Raw genomic sequence first — 23,504 nt, 5'->3', positions numbered from 1 at the left:
ATCTTACGACGCCCGCTTTCAAAAAACGGCTGAGTGATTACCCGGGCGTTATCGTTTCATCCGTCATACTTCGCCCGAACGGCGACCTGATTCCAAAAACCTTGCGAGAAAATGGCGTAAAACTACCGCCGCATCCGTGGACAGTCAAAGATTTTCGTGATTTGAATCAATATATGACCGGATTGATTTCAAAGAAATAGCACACTGAACTTCGATACATCGGCCAAGCGATTTCACCCATTCGTTGCATCGGCGGGTTGAATCCTAAAAGTACGGCGGTCACTCGTCCGGATACTGTCGCTGGCAGGGGTCGGCCGATGCGGTCTTCCGGTGAGCGTCAGTCCGGCATCCCGTCATGGTCGCCAAGCGGTCTGTCGGGCCAGTCCACCCATCGGTCCGCGCGGGTCAGTTCGTACGCTTCGTTGAGCGGGTAACGAATGCGGTTGTCGTCGCGAGGACGTTCGCCGATCACCATCAACCTCACTTCGTCCTTCGTATTGTTGATGAAGGTGTGACAAATTCCGGTGCCTGCCGGAAACGCGACGGAATCGCCCTCGGCAATGGGGTGAAGCATGCCGTCGATCCATACGTCGGGCTTGCCTTCGAGCACGTACACAAACTCCTGCTCGGTACTTTCGGCGTGGGGATATGACGTCCGCCGTCCGGGCAGAAGCCTGACATGATGGATTCCAATACGCGTAATGCCGAGTGCGGCGGAAAGCGGCGCGTCGAGCGCCATGGGCTCGGTATCGCCGCGATAGGAATGCGCATCCGGTTCTTCGAGTTCAGTCCAGTGCCTGATGAAATCTGGCCGGCTCATCGGGGTTCTCCTTTAGGATGAACGTCCATGATAGCGGTTGACGGAAAGGACAAAATGCGTCCGTGGCGCGCGGCATTTTTGATGTCGGGTTGCAACGGCCACGCGTGTCCGTTTTGCCGATCCCGGCCGTTGACGGCGGCGTGGCTGCCCGCACGGGCCGTTCTGAAGGAATCACGCCCGGGTTTATATTTCCAGGGCACGGGCACGTTGGCGTTGGGGCGACGACATATACGGCGGGGCGGTCGGTTTTTTGAAGTACGTACGCGAAAAATTCAGATGCACCTCGCCAACAGCACGGAGAACGTCATTCATGAACGAGGAAACCGCACCGGATATCGAAATGGCAACCCACACGCCCGCCCATGGCGACAACACGCCTGCTCAAAGCACGCTCTACCAGATTCCCCCGATCGCGCCATCGAAAACCGCGCTGCTCGTCATGCATTACCAGACCGACATCCTCGGCCTGTTCCCGTCGGTCGCGCCCGAGCTGCTCGCCAATACCCGCCGCCTCTGCGACGCGGCACGCGCCGCCGGCGTCGGCGTCTGGTTCGCGAATCTCCGCTTCAGCCCCGGCTATCCGGAAGTCAGCCCGCTCAACAAGAACGGCCAGGGCATCAAGCAACTCGGCCTCTTCATCGACGATGCCCCGTGTCCCGAACTGGCCAAACGACCCGACGAACCGCTGATCGTCGCCCACCGCGCGAGCGTGTTCTTTGGCACCGACCTGCAGGCGCGGCTCATTGCCCAAGGCGTCGATACGCTGATCATGGTCGGCATCGCATCGACCGGCGTGATGCTGTCGTCGATTGCCCATGCGAGCGACGCCGATTTCCGCCTCTACACGGTCAAGGATTGCTGCTACGACCCGGACCCGATCGTTCACGAGCATCTGTTCGCCACCGCGTTCGAATCGCGCACGACGGTACTGTCGCTCTCGGATGCGCTGCGGCTGTTGGCGTAACGACGGGCGAGCCGCAGCATCCGCTTCACTTCGCGATAAACACCCCCGACGTCGGACACGTGCCCTGCGTATTGCCGTCCGTCACGAGCGACGCGGCGCTCGGAAACTGCGCGGTCGCATTCGTCTTCACCGCGATCCATGCTTCGGTGAAGTAGCTCACGCCGTTCGTCTTCGTGCATTTCAGCGACACTGCGCTGCGCGTGTTGCTGCCGAACGCGCCTTCGAACGCCGACAGCAACTGGTTACGCGTGACCGTCTTGCCCGCGTTCGCCTGCAGGAATGCGTTGAACGACGTGTTGCCCAGCCGGCTGATCATGCCCGACGCCTGGTTCCAGTACGCATCGGGCGTCGCCGAATTCGAACACGTGCCGTGCTTGAACCACTCGTGCTTGTCGAGGCACGAAGCAACGCCCGGCATGTACGTCGACAGCGTGTTGCGGGTCGCGCTGCTGATCGGGTACGCGTCCATGCTGCACCACTGGTGCGCGTTGTCGAGGTCGATGTCGTTCTGCGGCACGCCGCAATAGAACGGCTGGTTGCCGTCGTAGCGGTTCGGCCACAGCCCGTGCAGCGACAGGCTCGTCGCCGCGTACGACCCGGCGAGGTTCGTGCATTCCGGGGTGTCGTGCGACGCGCAGAAACCCGGCTCCCACGATGCGGCGAGCAACAGGTAGTCGTAACTGGTCTGCGCGGCGGCGTGCAGTGAAACGGAAGCGACGGCGAGTGCGGCAGCGGCGCGGGCGAGCGTCTTGAGCATGGCGTGTTTCCTCGGGAAAAGGCTTGCGGTCGCGGGATGCGCCGCAAGGTTGTCGAATGTCTGCCCGCGATTGTTGCTGCCGCAACGTGGCACGAATGTGAAGGTGCACGAAAGAATGCGCGCTTCGCTCAGGTGCCCAGCTGCGTACACGCGCGCGCCGACGCTTCGGGCCCCTCGAGCGCGAGAATCTGCCACACGCCGATGCTGACGCGCCGGCGCGCCGCGGTCGACGCATCGGCCAGCAACGCCTCGACACGCGGCGCGATCTCGGGCGCCTTCTGCTGCAGCGCAGCGTGATGCCGCGCGCGCGATGCCGGTTCCGGTTCGTACACGTCGCACAGGCGCACCATGCCGGCGAGGCCGGCCAGCGTGTCGTCCTTGTCGATCGCACCCGGCTCGACCGGCGCGAGCCCGTTGCGCTCCTCCGGCGGCAGCTTGTTGCGCGCGCCTTCGTCGATCGCCGTGGCCGAAGCCGGCGGCAGGCCGCCGATCGCCGCGACGATCCGGCTGCCCGCGGCGATCATGTCGCCCTGGCACGCGACCTTCTCGGCGGCCGGGACGTTCGAGCAGAACGACACCGACGTCCGGTACACGTCGTTGCTCATGCGCGGTACTTCGTCGGTGCCCGCCTGCGCGAAGCAGACGCTTGCCAGCGCCAGCGTCAACGCGGCGGGAATCCGGATGCGAAACGCGGTCGTCTCGTTCATCGTTGTCGTCCGTGGGTTTTTATCGCGGGCAATATCGGCGGGCCGCACCGCGCGCAGGCGTCCCTCGTGATGCCGGCCCCGCTTCCGGCGCCACGCGTTTTACTTCATCGACGCCGCCTCCGATCCGCCGGGCGACAGCGCTGCGCTGTCCTGCTCGCGCCATGCACGCCGCGACGCCATGATCGCGCTCACCGCCGAGCGCGCGACCTTCCACCACGCGAACGGACGCGGATCGGCGAGCATGCTGAGCGCGCGTGCATAGTCGAGCGTGAGGCCGGGCGTCCACGCCATCGTCACCGCGCGCTTGCGGATCTGCGCGGCTACCCACAGCTCGGGGGTGAGCAGCAGCCGCACGAATGCACCCCATCCGGCCCGCGCGCCCTTCAGCCGCCACACCGCACCGTCGAGCGCGGCCTCGAGCGCATTCGACACGGTGCTCGAGCAGTTGCGGTACGTGAGGTTGTACGTCGTGTTCTGCCGGTACGACGACCAGAACGCGTCGAGCTTGGCCGGATCGTAGTTGCGAATGCGCACGCGCACGGTCGACGGACACCACGCTTTCGACTCGGTCGCATAGTCGGGCTGGAACAGGCCGGGCACGTCGTTCTCGCGCGTCGCCCGCAGGATGCGCGTGAATTCATCCGGAGAACGATCGATTTCGACGCCCGGATACAGGCTGATGTAGATGCCCTCCGGCGACTCCAGCGCCGCATGGCCGGTCGAGATCACGCCGTTGACGTCCACCGCCGCAATGTAGCGGTCGATCACCGGGTAGCGCTGAGCTTCGGCCTTCGACGTGCCGGTCGGCGTCCATACGTGCACGGTGAGCGCCCGCTCGCCGTCGGCCGGCGGGCCGTCCCATTCGGATTGCGCGAACTGCGGCCGGTCCGGTGCGTCGTCGAGATCCGGTGCAAGCGCCGGCGCGGGCGACGTCGCGAACGCCGGGTTGCGCGTCAGCCGCTTCACACGTGCGGCGAGGCTCAGCAGGTGCATCCCGCCGAACATCAGCAGCAGGCCGAGGCAGTACGGTACGGTGCCCGCGTAGTGCGTCGGGTACGGCTGGAAAAAGAAGATCGCCAGCAGGATCTCGACGACGCCCCACGCGAACGCGACGTGCCAGCGGCGATAGCGCACCATCCACGCGGACGTGCATTGCAGCAGCCCGTCGACGAGAAACAGCGTGCCGAAGATCATCGACAGCAGGAAGTGACCGTGATGATGGCCGGCGAACACGAGCCCCGCCGCCACCACGACCGCGATGCCCTTCACGTAGCGCAGGATGCGCTGCCCGCCGACACCGCTGCCGGCCACCGCGAGCGTCGCGAGCCCCTCGATCAGGAACAGCCACGCGAACAGCTCGATCGGAAAATGCAGCGCGCCGTCGAGTGCATCGACGAAAATGCCGACGCCCGCGACGACCCACAGCCAGCCGAGCACCGTCAGCCCGCGCCAGCGGGTTCGCAGATATTCGATGCCCAGCAGCAGCAACACCAGTCGTACCATTGCGCCCTCGTATCTTTTTCGGGATACGCGCGGCCTCGCGCTCCCTGTCGTGTCAACCGCGTGTCGGGCGACGCGCCGGCCGGAAGGCGGTCATCGTTGCCGGCGCGTCATGTCGTCGACATGCTCGATGGCGGCCGGCGCGCGCCGCTCTGGGCGAATAATAAGATATGAAGGGGCCGCTTGAAAGCCTCGCGAAAACGTTTTCGACGGGGCGCGGCTGCCCACTGCCACGGCAGGGTTCGGGTTCGACAACATGCGACGGATACGCGAGAATCCGGCTTCCGAGGGCGAAAGCCACCCAACCGAACCGCGCAGACGGGGCAAGAACACATGCATGGACCGATTCAACGCCGGCACATGCTGGCCGCCGCTCGCCGGGTTCCACGCCGGCCCCTGTCCGCCATGGCGCTGGCCGACGCATGAAACAGGAGCATCGACATGCCCCACCCGCCGCTTCATCCATCCTCGCTCGGCCCGCAACTCAAGCGCTGGCGCACGCTGCACCGCGTGAAGCAAAGCCATGCAGCCGAGCTGTTCGGCGTCGCGCAATCGACGATCTCGCGCTGGGAAGCCGGCCTTCAGCAGATGTCGCCCGCCGAGCGCGCGACGGCCGAACGGCTGCTCGCCGCGCGCCTCGATTCCGCGGGCGACCACGCACTCGCGCGGCTGATCGCCGGCAGCGCGGGCCGCATGCATCTCGTGTGCGACCTCACGCACCGCCTGCTGGCCAGTTCCCCGGCGCGCGCGGCCGAGTTCTCGCAACCGCTTTCGACGTTGCTCGGCACGTCGCTGTGGCGCTACGCGACACCGGAAATCGCCCGCATGGAAGCCGCGCTCGACCCGCTCGGCTGGCACGACCGCGCGGGGCCGCCGAGCGTCGAGTTCGACACCGGCGCGAATGCGTCGCGCGTCGTGCCGATTCGCGGCAGCCGATGCCGGTGGACACGGCTGACGCTGTCGGACGGCTCGGCCGTGCGGCTCGTGGAGACGCTCGACGCACACTGACAGTCGCGCATATTTCATGCGTGGACGCACCACGGCCGGCCGGCGTACGCTTGGCGGTTCATCGCAACGACGCCGACCATGAACCCCGATACGATCCACGCGCGGCTCGCGTTCCTGCGCGAAGCCGAACGCCTGAAGGACGTGCTGCGCAGCGGCCACACGTCGGCCGGCCGCCCGGAAAGCACGGCCGAGCACAGCTGGCGGCTATGCCTGATGGCGCTCGTGTTCGCCGACGCGCTGCCCGGCGTCGATACGCTGAAGCTGCTGAAACTGTGCGTCGTCCACGACCTCGGCGAGGCGCTGCACGGCGACATCCCTGCGATCGAGCAGGCCGCGCATCCCGACAAGAGCGCACATGAACGCGACGACCTGCTGACGCTGACCGCGTCGCTCGACCGTGTGGTGCGCGACGAGATCGTCGCGCTGTGGGACGAATACGAGGCGGCCGCCTCACCCGAAGCCCGCGCGGCGAAAGCGCTCGACAAGCTCGAAACGATCCTGCAGCACAACCAGGGCAGCAATCCGCCCGATTTCGACTATGCGTTCAATCTCGGCTACGGCCGCCGCTATACCGACGCCGCGCCGCTGTTCCGCGCGATCCGCGAAATCGTCGACGCCGATACGCAGCGCAAGATCGACACGGGTGGGTACCGCGCATAGGCTCGCAGGATCGGGGAACTTCACGCTCATACCCCTTGTACGATTGGGGCCGACACCCGAGCAGGTCGATGGGCTGCCCGCGCTCGACGAGGAACGCGACCGGCCGATGATGGCGATCGTCGCCGCACGGCGGTAGTGCGGGCACGGCGAATCACTGCCTTTTCACAGATCGAGACAATTGCGCCCTCCGGCCCGCGTATCGGTACGGTGTCCACACAATTCAGCACAATTTCCACACGTTTTGGCGCGAATTCCTCGCTTACCATGAGCGCCTGATTCGATTCGGCACACCCGCGCGATGCGTACGCGGAACCCGTCGCGGGCAACATGCCCGGCATGCGACGCCGACCGGATCGTTCCGCTCGGCCGCACGCATCGCCGGCGCCGGCTTCATCCTCGCCGCATTCTCATGACCCAGAAGACCCATCGCCGCCGGCGCATCGTGCTGGCTACCCTTGCCGTCGCCGCGATCGCCGCCGGCATCACGCTGAAGGCCTGCGCGCCGACCAAGCATCCGCAATACCTGTCCGCGCCGGTCACGCGCGGCGATCTCGAGAACGCGGTGCTCGCGACCGGCGCGCTGCAGGCGTTCAGGCAGGTCGACGTCGGCGCGCAGGTGTCGGGGCAGTTGAAGACGCTGAAGGTCAAGCTCGGCGACAAGGTCACGAAGGGCCAGTGGCTCGCCGAGATCGACCCGGTGATCTCGGAAAACGCGCTGCGCCAGGCGCGCGCCAGCGAAGAAAGCCTGCGCGCGCAGCAACAATCGACCACCGCGCAGTTGACGCAAGCCGAACTCGCGTTCCGCCGCCAGCAGGCGATGCTGCCCGACGATGCGACGTCGCGCGAATCGTTCGAAGCCGCGAAGGCGACGCTCGACGTGCAGCGCGCGACCCTCGCATCGCTCGCCGCGCAGATCCGTTCGGCCCGCATCCAGATCGAGACCGCGCAGGCGAACCTCGGCTACACGCGCATCGTCGCGCCGATCGACGGCGAGGTCGTCGCGATCGTCACGCAGGAAGGCCAGACCGTGATCGCGCAGCAGCAGGCGCCGGTGATCCTGAAGCTCGCGAATCTCGACACGATGACCGTGAAGGCGCAGGTGTCGGAAGCGGACGTGATCCGCGTGAGCGCCGGCCAGACCGCTTATTTCACGATTCTCGGCGAACCGGACAAGCGTCACTACGGCAAGCTGCGCGCGATCGAACCGGCACCGCAGAACTACGCCGACGCGCAAAGCGCGCTCGGCGGAGGGGCCGGCGGCGGCGCGAAGCCGAACGCCGCGGTGTTCTACAACGCGCTGTTCGACGTGCCGAATCCCGAGCACCGGCTGCGCATCGCGATGACCGCGCAGGTCAACATCGTGCTCGGCAACGCGCGCAATGCGCTCAGCATCCCGGCCGCCGCGCTCGGCGAGAAGCGCAAGGACGGCACCGTCGCGGTACGCGTGCTGCGTGCCGACGGCAGCACGGAAACGCGCCACGTCCGCATCGGCATCAACAACAACGTGCGCGCCGAAGTACTGGCCGGCCTGAAGGACGGCGAGCGCGTCGTGATCGGCGAAGCGTCGGCGGACGAGCGCGCGCCGCTGTCGGGCGTGGTGTAACGATGCGCCAGCCCCTGCTGAAACTCGCCGCCGTCACGCGACGCTTTCCGGCCGGCGACAAGGACGTCGTCGTGCTGAACAACGTCAACCTGTCGATCGGCGCGGGCGAGATCGTCGCGATCGTCGGCGCGTCGGGGTCCGGCAAGTCGACGCTGATGAACATCCTCGGCTGCCTCGATCATCCGAGCGAAGGCACGTACACGGTCGGCGGACGCGACACGCACATGCTCGACAGCGACGAACTCGCGCAGTTGCGCCGCGAGCACTTCGGCTTCGTGTTCCAGCGCTATCACCTGCTGCCGCACGTCGACGCGGTCGCGAACCTGGAAATGCCGGCGATCTACGCGGGCACCCCGCGCGCCGAACGGCATGCACGCGCCCGTGCGTTGCTCGCGCGCCTCGGGCTCGCGGATCGCGCGCATCACCGGCCCGGCCAACTGTCCGGCGGCCAGCAGCAGCGCGTGAGCATCGCGCGCGCGCTGATGAACGGCGGCCAGGTGATCCTCGCGGACGAACCGACCGGCGCGCTCGACACGAAAAGCGGCCAGGACGTGATCCGCATCCTGCACGAGCTGAACGCGCTCGGCCATACGATCGTGATCGTCACGCACGACAAGGCCGTGGCGCGCCATGCGCGGCGCATCATCGAGATCAGCGACGGCGAGATCGTCGCGGACCGGCCGAACCGCCACTACGCGGAGGCGCTCGCGGAAGTGGGCATCGGCGCGGCCGCAACGACGGAAACGGCGGCCGACACACCATCCGCGCCGCCCGCACCGGCTTCCGGCGATGCACCGCCACCCACCGATAACGATACCGCCACCGATCCCACCCCGCACGCCCGACGCTTCGCCGCCGGCACCGGCCGTTTCGCCGAAGCATGCCGGATGGCATGGATCGCGCTCGTGTCGCACCGGCTGCGTACGCTGCTGACGATGCTCGGCATCATCATCGGCATCACGTCGGTGGTATCGATCGTCGCGGTCGGCGAAGGCGCGAAGCGCTACATGCTCGAAGAAATCGGCAGCATCGGCACCAATACGATCAGCTTCTATCCGGGCTCCGACTGGGGCGACAGCCGCGCGGACACGATCCAGACGCTCGTGCCCGCCGACGTCGCCGCGCTCGCGGAGCAGCCGTACGTCGACAGCGCGACGCCCGAAACGTCGCGCACGCTGCTGCTGCGCTACCGCAACGTCGACGTCCACGCGCTCGTGAGCGGCGTCGGCGACAGCTACTTCCAGACGCGCGGAATGCGCTTCGCGCTCGGTGTCCCGTTCGACGACGATGCGGTGCGCCGCCAGGCGCAAGTGGCCGTGATCGACCAGAACACGCGTCGCAAGCTGTTCGGCGCGACGCGCAATCCGGTCGGCGAAGCGATCCTGGTCGACAACGTACCGTGCGTCGTGATCGGCGTGACCGCCGACAAGAAGAGCGCGTTCGGCAGCGTGAAGAGCCTGAACGTGTGGGTGCCGTACACGACCGCGAGCGGTCGCCTGTTCGGCCAGCGCTATCTCGACAGCATCACCGTGCGCGTGCGCGACGGGCAGCCGAGCGCGGCCGCCGAGAAAAGCCTCGAGAAGCTGATGATCCAGCGCCACGGCCGCAAGGACTTCTTCACGTACAACATGGACAGCGTGGTCAAGACCGTCGAGAAGACCGGCCAGTCACTCACACTGCTGCTGTCGCTGATCGCGGTGATCTCGCTCGTGGTCGGCGGGATCGGCGTGATGAACATCATGCTGGTGTCGGTCACCGAGCGCACGCGCGAGATCGGCATCCGGATGGCGGTCGGTGCGCGCCAGTCCGACATCCTGCAGCAGTTCCTCGTCGAGGCCGTGCTGGTGTGCCTGCTCGGCGGCACGATCGGCATCGCGCTGTCGTTCGGGCTCGGCGCGCTGTTCTCGGTGTTCGTCGCGCAGTGGAAGATGGTGTTCTCGGCCGGCGCGATCGTGACCGCGTTCGTGTGCTCGACGCTCACCGGCGTGATTTTCGGGTTCATGCCCGCGCGCAACGCGTCGCGGCTCGACCCGATCGATGCGCTCGCGCGCGACTGACGAAACATGGCCATCATGCATTCCTCCCCGCTTCACCGCCTCGGCGCATTCGCGTGCGCGACCGTACTGCTCGCCGGCTGCGCGGGTGCGCGCCATGATCCGCTGCCCGCCGTCGCGATGCCCGCGAACTGGGCCGCGCCGGTCGCGGCCGACGCGCCGGCCGCCACGGGCGACTGGTGGCGCAGTTTCGGCGATCCGCAACTCGACGCATTGATCGACGACGCGCTGCGCGCCAACAACGATCTCGCGATCGGGGCGATCCGCGTGTACCGCGCGCAGTTGCAGGCCGGGCTCGTCGATACGAACCTGACGCCGAACGTGACGCTCGGCGCGAACGGCGCCGTATCGCGCACGCTCGACACGCACCAGATGAGCCGTTCGAGCGGCGTCAATGGTTCGCTCAGCTATGAAATCGACCTGTGGGGCCGGCTGGCCGCGCTGCGCGACGCCGCGCGCTGGGAGGCCGACGCGACCGCCGCCGATCTCGAAGCCGCACGGCTGTCGCTGATCGGCACGACCGCGGCGCTGTACTGGCAGATCGGCTATCTGAACCGGCAGATCGCGCTCGGCGACGCGAATATCGCGTATGCGGCGCGCACGCTCGCGCTCGTGCGGTCGCGGCACACGGCCGGTGCCGTGTCGGGGCTCGACCTCGCGCAGGCCGAACAGAGCCTCGCCGCGCAACGCGCGGCGCAGACGCAGCTGATCCAGCAGCGCACCGAGAACCGCCACGCGCTCGCGATCCTGTTCGACCGGCCGCCGCAGCAGCGCGCGGCCGAGCCGGCTGCGTTGCCCGACGCCGCACCGCCCGACGTGGCGGCCGGCCTGCCCGCCAGCCTGCTGGGCCGGCGCCCCGACCTGCGTGCGGCGGAATTCCGGCTGCGCGAATCGCTTGCGCAGGTCGACGCGACGCGCACCAGCTTCTATCCGACCTTCACGCTGACCGGCAGCGCCGGCACGACGAGCACGAGCCTCGAGCGCGTGCTGACGAATCCGGTCGGCACGCTCGGGCTCGGCCTCGCGCTGCCGTTCATCCAGTGGAACACGATGCAGTTGCAGATCAGGGTGTCGAAGTCGCAGTACGAGGAAGCGGTCGTCGGGTTCCGCCAGCGGCTCTACACGGCGCTCGCGGAAGTCGAGAACGCACTGTCGGCGCGCGTGCAGCTCGAACGCGAAGCCGAACAGCGTGCGCTGTCGCTCGCCCAGGCCCAGCGCGCCGAACGGCTGGCCGCCGCGCGCTTCGCGGCCGGCGCGACCGCCGTGCAGCCGTGGCTCGACCAGCAGCAGGTGCTGAGGAGCGCGCAAAGCGCCGACGAACTGACACGCCTGAACCGGCTCAACAACCAGATGAAGCTCTACCGCGCGCTCGGCGGCGGGACTTCCTGACCGGCCGTCACACGCCGCACCTCACACGCCGCGCGCCGGCCGCGTCATTCGCACACGGTCGCTCCACGCCGCGCCGGCGCGAACGCCACCGCGCTCGCGGTCGCGAGCAGGGCCACACCCGCCGCGCCGTACACCATCACCCAGCCGAAGCCATGCACGAGCGCCGCGTGCAACGCCGCGCCGCTCGGGTCGGCCTGCGCGAGCGCCGGCGCGATCGCCTGCAGCCCGTCGGTGCGGCCCGCCGCGATCTCCTGCGCGAGCCGGCGCAGCGCCGCGTCGCCGATCGCGCCGGCCGGGCCGCCCTTCAGGCTCGCGACGATCCCCGCCACGAGCACGAAGCCCATCGTCGCGATGTTCAGCGCGAGCGAGATCATCCGCGCGCTCATGTCGATGCCCGACGCCATCCCGGCCCGCGCACTCGGCACCGCGCCCGTCGTCGTGTTGGTGACGGGCGTATTGGTCAAGCCGAGCCCGATGCCGGCGATCACGCAGCCCGGCAGCATCGTCAGCCAGCTCGCATGATCGGCCGCGCTGCCCAACCGCATCAGCACGAAACCGGCCGCGATCGTGAACAGGCCGGCCGGAATCACGACGCCCGGCCCGTAGCGCAGCGCGAGCCGTTCGCCGAACGGCGGCGCGATCAGCGTCGGCAACGTGTATGCGAGCAATGCGAGGCCGGCCGTCACGCTGTCGTAACCGAGCGCGATCTGGAACCAGATCGGCAGGTAGATCATGAACGGCCAGAAGCTGAAGTTCATCCCCATCGAGCCGAAGATCGCGCCGGTGAACGCGCGAATCCGGAACACCGAGAAGTCGAACATCGGCCGTGCGCTGGCGCGCTCCGCGATGACGAAACCGATCACCGCGAGCACGGTCGCGCCGAGCACGCCGAGGCCGGCCGCGCTCGTCAGCCCGAGTTCCGCGCTTTGGGTGATGTAGAACGCGAGGCCGAGCACCGCGAGCGACAGCGTGACGATGCCCGCCACATCGAGCGCGCCCGCATGCGGATCGCGCGACTCCTGCACCGCGCCGCCGATCAGCACGAGCGCGACGGCCGCGAGCGGCGCATGGACGAGGAACACCCACGGCCAGCTCGCCAGCGCGACGATCGCGCCGCCGACGATCGGCCCGAAGCCGAGCCCGATGCCGAACACGATCCCCCAGATCCCGAACGCGCGGCCGCGCTCGCGCCCTTCGCGGAACTGGTGCGACAGCACGGCGATCTGGCAGATCAGCATCGCGCCGCCGCTCGCGCCCTGCAGCAGCCGGCCCGCGACGAGCACCGGCACGTTCGGCGCGAGCCCGCACAGCAGCGACGTCGCGCCGAACAGCACGGTGCCGATCACGTACACGCGCTTGCGGCCGAACCGGTCCGCGAGCGTGCCGGCCGCCATCAACACCGTCGTACACGCGATCGTGTACGCGTTCATGATCCACTGCATGCCGTTGAAATCGCCATGCAGCACGTGTTCGAGCGTCGGCAGGATCACCGGCACGCTCGAGATTTCGAGGCCGAACATCAGCGACGTGAGACAGACGGCCGCGAGCGCGACCGCATTCCTGCGGGAGTCGGATAGCGTCATGCGTATTGCGCGGCGGCCCGGCAACAGGCCGCGCACCTCCAGGTGAGTAGGATTCGCCGCGCGCGGCCGGCGACGCACGCTGGGCGGGAATCGGTACTATAGTGAGAATTCACCTCCCCATTGACGCGCCCGTTTCCATGCACTGGGGAATCTCAGGACCCAATAGACGCAACACACCACCCGCCATGACCGACAGACTCGACGGCGTGACGACCTTCGTCCAGGTCGTGGAATCCGGAAGCTTCGCGCTCGCCGCGGAACGGCTCGACATGACGCGCTCGGCCGTCGGCAAGGCGATCGCGCGGCTCGAGAAGCGGCTCGGCGCGCGGCTGCTGCAGCGCACGACGCGCAGCCAGAGCCTGACCGATGACGGCCAGGCGTACTACGACCGCTGCGTGCGCGCGCTGGCGGAACTGGAAGCGGCGGAAGCCGATCTCGACTGCGGCCGCCACGAGGCGCGCGGCAAGTTGCGGCTGAGCGTGCCGCTCGCATTCGGGCACCACTGCGTGACGCCGATCGTGCTCGACCTCGCGCGCACTTACCCGCACCTGCGGATCGACGTGTCGATCACCGACCGCTTCGTCGATCTCGTCGAGGAAGGCATCGATCTGGCGGTGCGAATCGGCCCGCTCGCGGACAGCACGAGCCTCGCGGTGCGGCGGCTCGGCACGCAATACGGGAGCCTCGGCGCGGCGCCGTCGTATCTCGCTCGCCACGGCACACCGCAATCGCTCGACGATCTGAAAAACCACCGCACGATCGCGTATTCACGCTCGGGCGTCGTCCAGCCGTGGTACCTGCGTGCGCCGGACGGCTCGAGCGTCCACATCGACATGCCGCACCAGCTCAGTTTCGACGACGTGCAGGCGATCGCGGCGGCCGGCGCGTCGGGGTTCGGGATCGCGTGGCTGCCGAGTTGGCTGCTCGATCACTACGTGAAGCGCGGGGAGATGGTGGTCGTGCTCGATCGCTGCTTCGTCTGCGAAGGCGACATTCATGCGATCTGGCCGAAAACGCGCTACCTGCCGCGCAAGACCCGCTGCGTGATCGATGCGCTCGTGGAGGCGGTACCGCCGATGATCGAGCGCTGAACGCGGAAGAACAGGAAAGGGATACGCGGCAACCGACGCGCCGCCCGGGCGCGTCGGTTCATCGCATCACGCCGCGCCGAGATCGGCGAGCGGATGCGCGAACAGCTTCCACGGCGACGTCAGGAAATGCCGCACGCGTTCGGCGCGCAGCTCGACCAGCGACGCGGGCGCCCAGCGCGGCTTGCGATCCTTGTCGACGAGATGCGCGCGCACGCCTTCGCAGAAGTCGCCTTCCTCGATCGCGCGCGCGACGATGCCGAGCTCCATCCGGAACGATTCCGCGAGCGTCATCTGCCGGCCGCGCAGCAGCGCCTCGCGCGTCACGGCCAGCATCGTCGGCGAATGGCTCGCGAGCGCATCGAGCGTCGCCTGCAGCCATTGGCGGTGCTCGCGTGCCAGCTCGTCGCGCGTCAACTCCTGCGTGAGCGTCGCGACGATCCGCTCGACGCTCGAGCGCTTGTCGAAATGACGGACGATCCACGGCATCTGGCTGTCGAGCGCCGCATGCGGCACCACGTTGCACGGCGGCTCGAACACCTTGCGCAGCAACGGCAGCGCATCGCCGTCCCACTTGACGCTCTCGATGCGCGTCTCGAACGTGTCGAGCCATGCGGACGGCACGCACAGGTCCGCGAGCTTCGCGCTCAGCGCGTCGGCACCCGACAGCATCGCGCCGGTCAGCCCCACGTACAGTTCGAGTTCAACCGGCATGCCCGACAGGAAATGCGTGGCGCCCACGTCGGGCACGAGGCCGATGCGCGTTTCCGGCATCGCGATCTTGCTGCGCTCGGTCGCGACGCGCAGCGCCGCGCCCTGCGCGAGGCCCATGCCGCCGCCCATCGTCACGCCGTCCATCAGCGCGACCACCGGCTTCGGGAACGTGTGGATCGCATAGTCGAGCCGGTATTCGTCGACGAAGAACGGCAGCCAGGTCTCGCGCTGCGCGACCATCTTGTACAACGCACGCACGTCGCCGCCCGCGCAGAAGCCCTTCTCGCCCGCGCCGCGCAGCACGACCGCGACGATCTGGTCATCGTGGCGGCAGCGTTCGAACAGCGCGGTCAGCTCGCCGATCATCGCGTACGACAGCGCGTTGAGCGCGGCAGGCCGGTTCAGCGTGATCAGCGCCACGCGGTTCACCACACGAAACAGCACCTCGGGCGCGTGCTCGGCGAATGCGTCGTGATTCGTCATCGGCGTACTCATCGTTGCGATTCTCCATCGGTGCGCCACTGCGGCGCGCGCTTGCCCAGGAACGCCGCCACGCCTTCGCGCGGATCGGCCGTGTCGAACAGGTCGACGAAGCGTTCGCGTTCGACCGCGAGCGCCGCGCTTCGCGGCACACCGCGACGTGCAAGGCCGATCAGCTCCTTGCTGTAAGCCACCGCATGCGGGCTTTGCCGCGCGACGTTGCGCGCCAGCGCGAGTGCTGCATCGCGCGCGGCGCCGCTTTCCACTACGTCCTCGACGAGGCCGATCCGCAGCGCGGTGGAGGCGTCGACGCGCGCGCCGGTCAGGATGATCTTCTTCGCCCAGCCTTCGCCGACGAGCCAGGGCAGCGTCTGCGTGCCGAGCCCGCACGGCAGCAGGCCGACCGACGGTTCCGGCAGCGCCATCTGCGCATGCGTCTCCGCGATCCGCAGGTCGCACGCGAGCGCGCATTCGAGGCCGCCGCCCATCGCGTAACCGTTGATCGCCGCGATCGTCACGACGCGTGCGTCGTGCAGCGCTTCGAACGCCGCGCCGAAGCGCGCCGCCATCGCGCGCGCGACCGCGCGATCGCCGTCGGCGAACGTGTTGAGGTCGGCGCCCGCGCTGAAGAACTTCGGGCCGTCGCCGGTGATCACCAGCGCACGCACGCGCGGGTTCGCATTCAGTTCGGCGACGATGGCCTGCAACTGCTGAAGCCCGTCGGCGGTAAAGGCGTTCGCGGGCGGACGCTTGAGCGTCGCGCACGCGATCGCGCCGTCGTCGACATAGTCGAGTTCGATCATCACGCGTCCTTCTTCGTGGCTGGTTGATACAGGCGGATCACCGCCGAGAAATCGAGCTGGCCGTCGCCGCGGCTGCTCATCGTCTGATACAGCTGCTGCGCGAGCGCGCCGAGATAGACGGGCTGGCGCGCCTGCTTCGCCGCGTCGTTCGCGAGGCCGAGATCCTTCAGCATCAGGTCGGTGCCGAAGCCGCCCGAGTAGCCGCGCGACGACGGCGCGGTCTCGATCACGCCCGGATACGGGTTGTAGGTGTCCGAGCTCCAGCAGCGGCCCGTCGACGTGTTGACGATACCGGCCAGCACCTTCGGGTCGATGCCGAGCGCGACGCCGAGCGACATCGCCTCCGACACCGCCGCCATCGAGATGCCGAGCACGAGGTTGTTGCAGACCTTCGCGACCTGCCCCATCCCGGTCGCGCCGCAATGGACGATGTTCTTGCCCATCCCGGCGAGCACCGGCTTCACGCGCTCGAAATCCGCGTCGCTGCCGCCGACCATGAAGGTCAGCGTGCCGGCCGCCGCGCCGCCGGTGCCGCCCGACACCGGCGCATCGACGAACGCGCCGCCGTGCTCGCGCACCAGCGCGCCGAACGCCTGTGCGCTCGCCGGGTCGATCGTGCTCGAATCGATCACCGTCGCACCCGCGCCGAGACCGGCCAGCACGCCGTTCTCGCCGGACAGCACCGAGCGCACGTGCGGCGCGGCCGGCAGCATCGTGATCACGAACGTCGCGCCCGATGCCGCATCGCGCGGGGAAGCTGCCACCTGCGCGCCGGCGTCCTGCAGCGCGCGCAATGCGTCGGCACTCAGGTCGAATGCATGCACGTCGTGGCCGGCTTTCAGCAGGTTCAGCGCCATCGGCGCGCCCATGTGGCCGAGGCCGATAAATCCGATTTTCATGGTGGTGTCCTCCGCCGCTCAATGCAGCCGGATCGTCGTGTTCACCGGGCCGGCCGTCGTGTCGTCGTCGAACCAGCGCGCGGTGACCGTCTTGGTCTGCGTGTAGAACTGCACGACCTGCTTGCCGTACGGGCCGAGGTCGCCGAGCTTCGAGCCGCGCGAACCGGTGAAGCTGAAGAACGGCACGGGCACCGGAATCGGGATGTTGATGCCGACCTGGCCGACGTCGATCTCGCTCTGGAACTTGCGCGCGGCCGCGCCGCTCTGCGTGAAGATGCCCACGCCGTTGCCCATCGGGTTCGCGTTGACGAGCGCGATCGCGTCGTCAAGCGTGTCGACTTCCATCACGACCAGCACGGGCCCGAAGATTTCATGCGTGTAGATCGTCATGTCGGTTTTCACGCCGGAGAAGATCGTCGGCCCGATGAAGTTGCCTTCCTCGAAACCGGCGACCTTCACGTCGCGGCCGTCGAGTTCGAGCTTCGCGCCTTCCTTGATGCCCATGTCGATCAGCGACAGAATCCGCGCCTTCGCACCGCGCGACACGACCGGCCCGACGTCGGTGCCCGCTTCCGAGCCCGCGTTGACCTTCAGCGTCTTCGCCTTCGCGACGATGTCGGGCAACCATTCGCGCGCCTGGCCCACCAGCACCGCGACGGAAGTCGCCATGCAGCGCTGGCCGGCCGCGCCGAAGCCCGCGCCGACGAGCGCGTTGATCGCCTGCTCGCGGTTCGCGTCGGGCAGCACGATCGCGTGGTTCTTCGCGCCCATCATCGACTGCACGCGCTTGCCGTGCTGGCTGCCGAGGTTGTACACGTGCGTGCCGACGGCGGTCGAGCCGACGAACGAGATCGCCTTCACGAGCGGATGCGTACAGATCGCGTCGACGACTTCCTTGCCGCCGTGCACGACGTTCAGTACCCCTTTCGGTATGCCGGCCTCGAGCGCGAGTTCGACGAGTTCCATCGTCGACATCGGGTCCTGCTCGGACGGCTTCAGCACGAACGTGTTGCCGCACACGATCGCCATCGGGAACATCCACAGCGGAATCATCGCGGGGAAATTGAACGGCGTGATGCCCGCGCACACGCCGAGCGGCTGGCGCAGCGTGTAGGTGTCGACGCCGCCCGCGACGTTCTCCGCGAATTCGCCGAGCTGCAGCGTGCCGATCGAGCATGCGTGCTCGACCACTTCGAGGCCGCGGAAGATGTCGCCTTCGGCGTCCGGAATCGTCTTGCCCTGTTCAGCCGTCAGCGTCTTCGCGATGCGCTGCTGGTTCGCGCGCACCAGATCCTGGAACTTCAGCATGATGCGCATGCGCGCGGCGATCGGCGTGTTCTTCCACGTCGCATACGCGGCGTGCGCGGCCTGCACGGCCGCGTCGACTTCCGCGACGGTCGCGAACGGCACGCGTGCGAGCACCTGCTGCGTCGCCGGGTTGACGATGTCGCGCCACTCGCTGGTGGTGGACTCGACGAAGGCGCCGTCGATCAGCAGCTTGACCGTCGGCACGTCTTGCCCCGTGCGGGGCGTCGGATTCGCGTTCATCAGTGCACTCTCCTTGCAGTGGGCCGCGTGGCGTCGTGCAACGCGCGGCCGGTTCGGTTCAGCGAGGCGGCGGACGACGCGCCGAAAAATGCGGCACGCACGGCCCGCGGCCGGTCATTTCAGTTCGTTGGCGAAATCTTCTTCCCAGTATTCGCCGGGCATGCGCGCGGTCGCGTCGTCGCCGCGCTCGATCTCGCGGCGGCGCAGCTCGACGCGGCGAATCTTCCCCGAGATCGTCTTCGGCAGTTCCGCGAACTGCAGCCGGCGGATGCGCTTGTACGGCGCGAGCTTCTCGCGCGAGAAACGGAAGATCTCCAGCGCGAGCGCGGGGCTTTCCTCGTAGCCCTGACGCAGCGTGATGAAGGTCTTCGGCACCGACAGCCGCACCGGGTCCGGGCTCGGCACGACGGCCGCTTCCGCGATCGCCGGATGCTCGATCAGCACGCTTTCCAGTTCGAACGGGCTCAGCCGGTAGTCGGACGACTTGAACACGTCGTCCGCGCGGCCGATGTACACGTAGTAGCCGTCGTCGCGACGCATCGCAATGTCCGACGTACGGTAGTGACCGTCGCGCATCGCATGGGCGGTCGCATCGGGATTGTTCGCGTAGCCCTTCATCAGCCCGACCGGGCGCGTGACGTCGTCACCGATCGGCAGCGCGACCTCGCCTTCGGTCACCGGCGCGCCGTCCGGGTCGAGCAGCGCGATCCGGTAGCCGGGCAGCGGCCGGCCCATCGAGCCGGCGACCACCGGCTGGCCCGGTGAATTGCCGATCAGGCAGGTCGTCTCGGTCTGGCCGTAGCCGTCGCGAATCGAGATGTTCCAGGCCTTCTTCACGCGCTCGATGATCTCGGGATTCAGCGGCTCGCCCGCGCCGACGATCTCGCGCAGCTTCACGTCGAACGACGCGAGCGGCTGCTGCACGAGCATGCGCCACACGGTCGGCGGCGCGCACAGCGTCGTCACCCGGTACTTGACGAGCGCATCGAGCACGACCTTCGGCTCGAAGCGCGCATAGTTGAACGCGAACACGCACGCCTGCGCATTCCACGGCGCGAAGAAGCAGCTCCACGCGTGCTTCGCCCAGCCCGGCGAGCTGATGTTCCAGTGGATGTCGCCCGGTTGCAGGCCGACCCAGTACATCGTCGACAGGTGCCCGACCGGATAGGTGCGGTGCGTATGCTCGACGAGCTTGGGCTTCGACGTCGTGCCCGACGTGAAGTACAGCAGCATCGGATCGTTTGCGTGCGTGACGGCATCCGGCTCGAACGCGGCGCTCGCCGCATAGCCGTCGTTCATCGCGAGCCAGCCCGCGCGCGGCGCGCCGGCGACGATTTTCTGCTCGAGGCCGAGGCCGGCCTGCTCGAACTTCGCGGTTTCGTTCTCGTCGACGATCGCGTAGGTCGCGCCGCCGATCTGCACGCGGTCGCGCACGTCGTCGGGCGACAGTTGCGTGGTGGCGGGCAGCACGATCGCGCCGAGCTTCATCGCGGCCAGCATCGCGTCCCACAGCTCGACCCGGTTCGGCAGCATCAGCAGAATCCGGTCGCCGCGCCCGACGCCGATCGAGCGCAGCCAGTTCGCGATCCGCGACGAACGCTCGGACATCTGCGCGAACGAATACGGGTCGCCCGTGCCGGTCGCCGCGTCGACGATCCACAGCGCGGGCTGGTCGTTGCCGCGCGCCATCGGGTCGAAGTAGTCGAGCGCCCAGTTGAACGCATCGAGCACCGGCCATGCGAAATCGCGATACGCGGTGTCGTAGTCGGTGCGATGGCGCAGCAGAAAGTCGCGTGCGTCCAGGAATGCCTGTACCGTCATGTGTCGTCTCCGTCCAGTCTCCATGCCCAGCGGTCAACCGGCGCAGGTGCTGCGGCACTTGCCCGGTTCCGTGTTGCACGGCGCACGGTCACGTCGTTGCGTGCCGCGTTTGCCGCGCTGCCCTCGTGCCTGTCTCGTGTGCCTGCCTGTTCGACCGTTTGTTCGACTGCGTGATGCCGGATGGGCGCACGTCGCGGCTCACAGCTGCCGCGCGATCACCATCCGCTGCACTTCGCTGGTGCCTTCGTAAATCTGCGTGATGCGCGCGTCGCGATAATGACGCTCGACTTCGTAATCGACCAGGTAGCCGTAGCCGCCGTGGATCTGGATCGCATCCGAACAGACGCGCTCGGCCATCTCGGACGCGAACAGCTTCGCCTGCGACGCTTCCGACAGGCACGGCAGCCCGGCCGTGCGCAGCTTCGCCGCGTGATGCACGAGCAGGCGCGCGGCGTTGATCTGCACGGCCATGTCGGCGAGCTTCTGCTGGATCGCCTGATGCTCGGCGATCGGCTTGCCGAACTGCACGCGCTCGCCCGCATAGCGGCGCGCCTTGTCGAACGCGGCGCGCGCGATGCCGAGCGCCTGCGCGGCGATGCCGATGCGCCCGCCTTCGAGGTTCGACAGCGCGATCTTCAGCCCTTCGCCGCGATTGCCGAGCAGGTTCTCCTCCGGAATCGCGCAGTTCTCGAACGTGATCGGGCACGTATCCGACGCGCGGATGCCCATCTTCTTCTCGGGCTTGCCGACGATGAAGCCCGGCGTGTCGGTCGGCACCAGGAATGCGGAAATGCCGCGCTTGCCGGCTTCCGGGTCCGTCATGGCAAAAACGATCGCGACACCGGCGCGCTGGCCGTTGGTCACGAACTGCTTCGCGCCGTTCAACACCCATTTGCCGTCGCGCAGTTCGGCCCGCGTGCGCAGGTTGTTCGCCTCGGAACCGGCATGCGGCTCGGTCAGGCAGAATGCGCCGATCACGCGGCCGGCCGCCATGTCGGCCAGCCAGCGATCCTTTTGCGCGGGCGTGCCGAAGCCGAGGATCGGCCCGCAGCCGACCGAGTTGTGCACGCTCATCATCGTCGCGCACGCGGCGTCGCCGGCCGCGACTTCCTCCATCGCCAGCGCATACGCCACGTAATCCGTATACGAGCCGCCCAGTTCCTGCGGCACGATCATCCCGAGCAGGCCGAGCTCGCCGAGCTGCGCGACGATCGCGTCGGGCAGGTGCGCGTCGTGGTCCCACTGCGCGGCGTTCGGCGCCAGCATCTCGGTGGCGAAAGCGCGCGCGGCGTCGCGGATCATCCGCTGGTCTTCGGTGTAAAGCTCGTCCATGGTGCTGCAGTCTCCCGCGGCCGCCGGGCGCGACCGTCCTTGCGTTTCGATGCAACAAGTGTAGGCAAGCGCGCGCGACTGTTCGATGCTCGCGTCGCTCATTTACACTGAGCGTTTTTGCCACACCGGCGACACCGATGAAGCAGGAAGACAAGGGAACCGTCGCGATCAGCCTCGTCGCGTACAGCGTCGCGCTGGCCACGCGGCGCGGCGTCGCGGCCGAGCCGCTGCTCGCGCAGGCCGGTATCGCACCGGCGCTGCTCGGGCAGCCGCGCGCACGCGTGTCCGCGCAGCAATACGGCGCGCTGTGGAACGCGATTGCGCGCACGCTCGACGACGAGTTTTTCGGGCAGGATCGCCATCCGATGCGCAGCGGCAGCTTCATCGCGATGAGCCAGGCGGCGCTGTCCGCACGCGACGGGCTGCACGCGATGGCGCGCGCGGTGAACTTCATGCACTGCGTGCTCGACGACCTGCACGCGGAGCTCGACGCGAACCCGCAGCGCGTGCGGCTGCGTTTCGTGCACCGCAACAACGGCGCGACGCCCGCGATGTTCACGTACGCGACCTATTTCATCATCGTGTACGGGCTCACCTGCTGGCTGATCGGCCGGCGCATACCGCTGCTGCACGCGAGCTTCCGCTGCGATACGCCGCCCGCCGACCACGAATACCCGTCGATGTTCTGCGACGACATGCGGTTCAACGAGCCCGATTCGTATGTCGATTTCGATCCCGAATTCGCGACGCTGCCGGTCGTGCAGAACGCGAAGACGCTGAAGACGTTTCTGCGCAACGCGCCGGCCAGCTTCATCGTCAAGTACCGCAACCCGAACGCGCTCGCGCAGCGGGTGCGCGCGGTGCTGCGCGGAATGCCGCCCGCCGCATGGCCGGGCGCGGGCGGGATGGCCGCGCGGCTGCACGTGGCCGAGGCCACGCTGCGCCGCAAGCTGCACCAGGAAGGCCACGCGTACCAGTCGATCAAGGACACGCTAAGGCGCGATCTCGCGTTCGAGGCGCTGGCCGACCCCGCCCGCACGATCGCCGACGTCGCGGCCGCGACCGGGTTCGCGGAGCCGAGCGCGTTCTACCGCGCGTTTCGCAAGTGGAGCGGGCGCAGCCCGGCCGAGTTTCGGGAAGAAGCGCTCGCGCGCGGCGGCGGCGCCGGCTGAATGCGCGATCGGCCCTGCCTCGCCTTCGCGCTTTCGGCCGAAACCGCCTAATCTTCAAGCATCGGGCCCACGCCCTTTCCGCCAGCCGGACGGCACGCGGCCGTGCGCCGCCCGGACGTCCCGATGCGCTTTCATCGTCATGCCCCGCCGCCGGCGCCTGCCGCGCCCGACGGCCGCCCCCGTCACCCGCTGTCCGCGCGGGTCGCGCGCGCCGCGCTGTTCGCGGCGCTGCTCGTCGTGAGCGCTGCACTCGCCGCGCCGCCATCGGCCGACGCGCCCGCCGCGCATCCGGTCGTCGTGATTCCCGTCAACGGCGCGATCGGCCCGGCCAGCGCCGATTTCATCGTGCGTTCGCTCGACCGCGCGGCCCGCGAGCATGCGCCGCTCGCGATCCTTCAGCTCGACACGCCCGGCGGCCTCGATACGTCGATGCGGCAGATCATCAAGGCCATCCTCGGCTCGCCGGTGCCGGTCGCCGCGTTCGTCGCGCCGGGCGGCGCGCGGGCGGCGAGCGCGGGCACCTACATCGTCTATGCGAGCCACGTCGCAGCGATGGCGCCTGGCACCAACCTCGGCGCGGCGTCGCCCGTGCAGTTCGGCAT

General features: G+C 68.1%; 19 protein-coding genes and 2 pseudogenes. 10 read left to right on the top strand and 11 right to left on the bottom strand.

Annotated elements, in window-relative coordinates; all coding sequences use genetic code 11:
• A pseudogene (locus tag H3O04_RS36205) lies at positions 1-200 on the top strand (cytochrome c); the annotation flags it as partial.
• A gap of 137 nt (positions 201-337) precedes the next feature.
• Here H3O04_RS36205 and H3O04_RS19935 read toward each other — a convergent pair.
• Complete coding sequence (locus tag H3O04_RS19935) at positions 338-820, bottom strand: cupin domain-containing protein (protein ID WP_202588310.1); 483 nt, start codon at positions 818-820, stop codon at positions 338-340.
• A gap of 310 nt (positions 821-1,130) precedes the next feature.
• Between H3O04_RS19935 and H3O04_RS19930 the strand changes: the two genes are divergently transcribed.
• The gene (locus H3O04_RS19930) at positions 1,131-1,784 is read left to right on the top strand and encodes an isochorismatase family cysteine hydrolase (RefSeq protein WP_124478395.1); all 654 of its coding nucleotides are present in this window, start codon (positions 1,131-1,133) and stop codon (positions 1,782-1,784) included.
• A 25-nt stretch (positions 1,785-1,809) separates the two neighbouring features.
• Here H3O04_RS19930 and H3O04_RS19925 read toward each other — a convergent pair whose 3' ends face one another.
• The 3 genes from H3O04_RS19925 to H3O04_RS19915 form a co-directional block, all read right to left on the bottom strand.
• Positions 1,810-2,541 (bottom strand): ribonuclease T2, encoded by a 732-nt coding sequence (locus H3O04_RS19925; protein ID WP_006498851.1) that lies wholly within the window; start codon positions 2,539-2,541, stop codon positions 1,810-1,812.
• Positions 2,542-2,669: 128 nt separating this feature from the next.
• The gene (locus H3O04_RS19920) at positions 2,670-3,248 is read right to left on the bottom strand and encodes a hypothetical protein (protein ID WP_202588309.1); all 579 of its coding nucleotides are present in this window, start codon (positions 3,246-3,248) and stop codon (positions 2,670-2,672) included.
• Between the two features lie 99 nt (positions 3,249-3,347).
• Entirely contained in the window at positions 3,348-4,751 is a 1,404-nt protein-coding gene (locus H3O04_RS19915; protein ID WP_202588308.1) for an HdeD family acid-resistance protein, read from the bottom strand.
• Between the two features lie 438 nt (positions 4,752-5,189).
• Between H3O04_RS19915 and H3O04_RS19910 the strand changes: the two genes are divergently transcribed.
• From H3O04_RS19910 to H3O04_RS19890, 5 genes are all read left to right on the top strand, one after another.
• Positions 5,190-5,756, top strand: coding sequence for a helix-turn-helix domain-containing protein (locus H3O04_RS19910; protein ID WP_006480773.1), 567 nt, complete (start codon positions 5,190-5,192; stop codon positions 5,754-5,756).
• 78 nt (positions 5,757-5,834) lie between these two features.
• Positions 5,835-6,416, top strand: a complete 582-nt coding sequence (locus H3O04_RS19905) for an HD domain-containing protein (protein ID WP_124478400.1) — start codon at positions 5,835-5,837, stop codon at positions 6,414-6,416.
• 409 nt (positions 6,417-6,825) lie between these two features.
• Positions 6,826-8,019: an efflux RND transporter periplasmic adaptor subunit gene (locus H3O04_RS19900; RefSeq protein WP_202588307.1), complete on the top strand. Its 1,194-nt coding sequence runs from the start codon at positions 6,826-6,828 to the stop codon at positions 8,017-8,019.
• A gap of 2 nt (positions 8,020-8,021) precedes the next feature.
• Positions 8,022-10,076, top strand: coding sequence for a MacB family efflux pump subunit (locus H3O04_RS19895; protein WP_124478403.1), 2,055 nt, complete (start codon positions 8,022-8,024; stop codon positions 10,074-10,076).
• A 15-nt stretch (positions 10,077-10,091) separates the two neighbouring features.
• On the top strand, positions 10,092-11,462 hold the full coding sequence (locus H3O04_RS19890) for an efflux transporter outer membrane subunit (protein WP_175769626.1): 1,371 nt from the start codon (positions 10,092-10,094) through the stop codon (positions 11,460-11,462).
• 44 nt (positions 11,463-11,506) lie between these two features.
• Here the strand turns inward: H3O04_RS19890 and H3O04_RS19885 are convergent, their stop codons facing one another.
• Positions 11,507-13,045, bottom strand: a complete 1,539-nt coding sequence (locus tag H3O04_RS19885; protein ID WP_185921174.1) for an MFS transporter — start codon at positions 13,043-13,045, stop codon at positions 11,507-11,509.
• A 185-nt stretch (positions 13,046-13,230) separates the two neighbouring features.
• Here H3O04_RS19885 and H3O04_RS19880 point away from each other — a divergent pair, with 185 nt between their 5' ends.
• Complete coding sequence (locus H3O04_RS19880; protein WP_012339624.1) at positions 13,231-14,136, top strand: LysR family transcriptional regulator; 906 nt, start codon at positions 13,231-13,233, stop codon at positions 14,134-14,136.
• A gap of 66 nt (positions 14,137-14,202) precedes the next feature.
• On the opposite strand, the gene H3O04_RS19875 is transcribed toward H3O04_RS19880, so the two are convergent.
• From H3O04_RS19875 to H3O04_RS19850, 6 genes are all read right to left on the bottom strand, one after another.
• Positions 14,203-15,342: an enoyl-CoA hydratase/isomerase family protein gene (locus H3O04_RS19875; RefSeq protein WP_034175201.1), complete on the bottom strand. Its 1,140-nt coding sequence runs from the start codon at positions 15,340-15,342 to the stop codon at positions 14,203-14,205.
• A complete protein-coding gene (locus tag H3O04_RS19870; RefSeq protein ID WP_043888563.1) occupies positions 15,339-16,130 on the bottom strand; it encodes an enoyl-CoA hydratase in 792 nt (263 codons plus the stop codon). The genes H3O04_RS19875 and H3O04_RS19870 overlap by 4 nt, the downstream gene beginning before the upstream one ends.
• Entirely contained in the window at positions 16,130-17,029 is a 900-nt protein-coding gene (gene mmsB, locus H3O04_RS19865; RefSeq protein ID WP_006480765.1) for a 3-hydroxyisobutyrate dehydrogenase, read from the bottom strand. Before mmsB ends, H3O04_RS19870 begins: the two co-directional genes overlap by 1 nt.
• An 18-nt stretch (positions 17,030-17,047) precedes the next feature.
• Positions 17,048-18,577: a CoA-acylating methylmalonate-semialdehyde dehydrogenase gene (locus H3O04_RS19860; RefSeq protein ID WP_023477772.1), complete on the bottom strand. Its 1,530-nt coding sequence runs from the start codon at positions 18,575-18,577 to the stop codon at positions 17,048-17,050.
• A gap of 114 nt (positions 18,578-18,691) precedes the next feature.
• Positions 18,692-20,398: an AMP-binding protein gene (locus H3O04_RS19855; RefSeq protein WP_023477773.1), complete on the bottom strand. Its 1,707-nt coding sequence runs from the start codon at positions 20,396-20,398 to the stop codon at positions 18,692-18,694.
• 198 nt (positions 20,399-20,596) lie between these two features.
• Entirely contained in the window at positions 20,597-21,730 is a 1,134-nt protein-coding gene (locus H3O04_RS19850; RefSeq protein WP_023477775.1) for an acyl-CoA dehydrogenase family protein, read from the bottom strand.
• A 137-nt stretch (positions 21,731-21,867) separates the two neighbouring features.
• Here H3O04_RS19850 and H3O04_RS19845 point away from each other — a divergent pair, with 137 nt between their 5' ends.
• Both H3O04_RS19845 and H3O04_RS19840 read left to right on the top strand, forming a co-directional pair.
• A complete protein-coding gene (locus H3O04_RS19845; protein ID WP_023477776.1) occupies positions 21,868-22,902 on the top strand; it encodes an AraC family transcriptional regulator in 1,035 nt (344 codons plus the stop codon).
• Between the two features lie 123 nt (positions 22,903-23,025).
• Positions 23,026-23,504, top strand: a pseudogene (locus H3O04_RS19840) (NfeD family protein); the annotation flags it as partial.

The sequence above is a fragment of the Burkholderia sp. KCJ3K979 genome, from assembly GCF_016759955.1.
Classification (GTDB): Bacteria; Pseudomonadota; Gammaproteobacteria; order Burkholderiales; family Burkholderiaceae; genus Burkholderia; species Burkholderia orbicola.
The sequence above is the reverse complement of the archived record's forward strand: the minus strand, read 5'-3'. Positions and strand labels throughout refer to the sequence as shown.

Coding starts and splice junctions, on each gene's coding strand:
- H3O04_RS19850 (WP_023477775.1), bottom strand. CDS start 21,730: ATGGACGAGCTTTACACCGAAGACCAGCGGATGATCCGCGACGCCGCG.
- H3O04_RS19870 (WP_043888563.1), bottom strand. CDS start 16,130: ATGATCGAACTCGACTATGTCGACGACGGCGCGATCGCGTGCGCGACG.
- H3O04_RS19855 (WP_023477773.1), bottom strand. CDS start 20,398: ATGACGGTACAGGCATTCCTGGACGCACGCGACTTTCTGCTGCGCCAT.
- H3O04_RS19880 (WP_012339624.1), top strand. CDS start 13,231: ATGACCGACAGACTCGACGGCGTGACGACCTTCGTCCAGGTCGTGGAA.
- H3O04_RS19910 (WP_006480773.1), top strand. CDS start 5,190: ATGCCCCACCCGCCGCTTCATCCATCCTCGCTCGGCCCGCAACTCAAG.
- mmsB (WP_006480765.1), bottom strand. CDS start 17,029: ATGAAAATCGGATTTATCGGCCTCGGCCACATGGGCGCGCCGATGGCG.
- H3O04_RS19885 (WP_185921174.1), bottom strand. CDS start 13,045: ATGACGCTATCCGACTCCCGCAGGAATGCGGTCGCGCTCGCGGCCGTC.
- H3O04_RS19845 (WP_023477776.1), top strand. CDS start 21,868: ATGAAGCAGGAAGACAAGGGAACCGTCGCGATCAGCCTCGTCGCGTAC.
- H3O04_RS19860 (WP_023477772.1), bottom strand. CDS start 18,577: ATGAACGCGAATCCGACGCCCCGCACGGGGCAAGACGTGCCGACGGTC.
- H3O04_RS19900 (WP_202588307.1), top strand. CDS start 6,826: ATGACCCAGAAGACCCATCGCCGCCGGCGCATCGTGCTGGCTACCCTT.
- H3O04_RS19875 (WP_034175201.1), bottom strand. CDS start 15,342: ATGAGTACGCCGATGACGAATCACGACGCATTCGCCGAGCACGCGCCC.
- H3O04_RS19930 (WP_124478395.1), top strand. CDS start 1,131: ATGAACGAGGAAACCGCACCGGATATCGAAATGGCAACCCACACGCCC.
- H3O04_RS19935 (WP_202588310.1), bottom strand. CDS start 820: ATGAGCCGGCCAGATTTCATCAGGCACTGGACTGAACTCGAAGAACCG.
- H3O04_RS19925 (WP_006498851.1), bottom strand. CDS start 2,541: ATGCTCAAGACGCTCGCCCGCGCCGCTGCCGCACTCGCCGTCGCTTCC.
- H3O04_RS19905 (WP_124478400.1), top strand. CDS start 5,835: ATGAACCCCGATACGATCCACGCGCGGCTCGCGTTCCTGCGCGAAGCC.
- H3O04_RS19895 (WP_124478403.1), top strand. CDS start 8,022: ATGCGCCAGCCCCTGCTGAAACTCGCCGCCGTCACGCGACGCTTTCCG.
- H3O04_RS19915 (WP_202588308.1), bottom strand. CDS start 4,751: ATGGTACGACTGGTGTTGCTGCTGCTGGGCATCGAATATCTGCGAACC.
- H3O04_RS19890 (WP_175769626.1), top strand. CDS start 10,092: ATGCATTCCTCCCCGCTTCACCGCCTCGGCGCATTCGCGTGCGCGACC.
- H3O04_RS19920 (WP_202588309.1), bottom strand. CDS start 3,248: ATGAACGAGACGACCGCGTTTCGCATCCGGATTCCCGCCGCGTTGACG.